General features: G+C 70.4%; 1 protein-coding gene and 1 pseudogene. Both read right to left on the bottom strand.

Annotated elements, in window-relative coordinates; all coding sequences use genetic code 11:
• A pseudogene (locus tag Sru01_RS35010) lies at positions 1-190 on the bottom strand (endo-1,4-beta-xylanase); the annotation flags it as partial.
• Between the two features lie 494 nt (positions 191-684).
• Positions 685-1555 (bottom strand): carbohydrate-binding protein (locus Sru01_RS35015; RefSeq protein ID WP_203995204.1); only part of this gene is annotated, 871 nt, incomplete at its 5' end.

Below are 1555 nucleotides of genomic sequence, written 5' to 3' on the forward strand. Positions count from 1 at the left end.
GGCCCGACGCGATCGCGGTGCCGAAGTACCGCCCGCTCTGCGCGGCGGCCGCGCCCAGCGTGCTCGCCGCCGCATCGGCCGGCACCGTCGCACTCAGCGCGGACACCGCACCGAGCACGCCGAGCGCCCCGGCCACCAGCGCCCGGCCCAACCGCCGGGTCGGCGGTGCGGGAATGGCATTTTCGCCCATGCCTGAGCCTCCATCGCTCACGGAAAGAGGGAACGCGGAAATCACCGCGCCGTCGACGCGTACGCCCACCGCCGAACAGGTGGGCCCGAACGTCGTGGCCGGTGTCGCCGGTCACCGAGGTGCCGGCGGGACACCGTCCGGGGAGCCAGTCTGGAAACCCTCCCGAAATATGTCAAGGAGAGTATGAAACTTTCGAGTGCCCTAAGGTCCGCATTCATGTCATGAGTCCGACGATCGACGGTCCCGGCCTTCGGAAACCCCGGACGGGGAACAGCTCAGGGCGGCGCGCGGTCGATGTAACTTTCAACTGCCGCCGGTTCTCCTGGCGCGGTAGCGGAGAATCCCGGCCGCCGAAACGGCCGGAAGGCGCTGCCGGGCAGCGCCTTCCGGTGAACGGGACGGGTCGGCCAGGCCCCCCGTCCCGGGGGCCGTCGAGTTCATCCTTCACGGCGAGCGGATTCGGGAGGGGCGCGGCCCGCCCCTCCCGGACCCGGTCAGGCCGAGAACTTGATCCAGTCGACGTTGAGGTTGCCGTTGACGAAGACCAGCCGGACGTCCTTGACGCCGCTCTGCGCCGGCAGGGTCAGCGACCTGGTCTGGTAGGTGTCCCAGCCGCCGGTGCCACCCACCGTGAGGGTGCCGACGTTGGTCCCGCCGACCCATACCTGCACGCTGGAGTTACCACCGCCGTTGGCCACCTGCAGCTGCACCGAGTTCGTCCCGTCGTGCAGGTCGACCCCGTTGTACTGCGTCCAGGCGTTGGCGCCGATGTAGCAGATGATCCGGCCGTCGCAGGCCTGCAGCGTGCCGCCCGAGGAGTCGTACCCTTCCGCCTCGATCGCCGACCAGCCGTCCCGGCCGCCCGGCACCGACGGCGACGGCGTCGGTGTGGGGGTGGGCAGGGTGCCGGTGAAGCTGAACCAGTCGAGGTTGAGGTTGCCGCTGGGGAAGACCAGCCGGACGTTCTGCACCCCGCTCTGCGGCGACAGCGAGAAGGTCCTGGTCTGGTAGGTGTCCCAGCCGCCGGTGTTCGGCACGTCGATGGTGCCGACGTTGGTGTCACCGACCCAGACCTGGATGCTGGAGCTACTGCCGCCGTTGGCGACGCTGAGCACACCACCGTCCGTGCGGCCGTGCAGGTCGACGGCGTTGTACTGCGCCGCGGCGCCGGCGCCGATGTAGCAGATGATGCTGCTGTCGCAGACCTGCAGGGTGCCGCTCGAGGAGTCGTAGCTCTCGGCCTCGATCCTGCTCCATCCGTCATGCGAGCCCGGCCCGGTCGGGGTGGGCGTCGGCGTGGGGTTCGGGCCCGTCGGCGTGGGCGTCGGCGTGGGGTTCGGCGGGGCGGCGTTCAGCGCGTTGAGC

It is taken from the genome of Sphaerisporangium rufum, assembly GCF_016863395.1.
Lineage (GTDB): Bacteria > Actinomycetota > Actinomycetes > Streptosporangiales > Streptosporangiaceae > Sphaerisporangium > Sphaerisporangium rufum.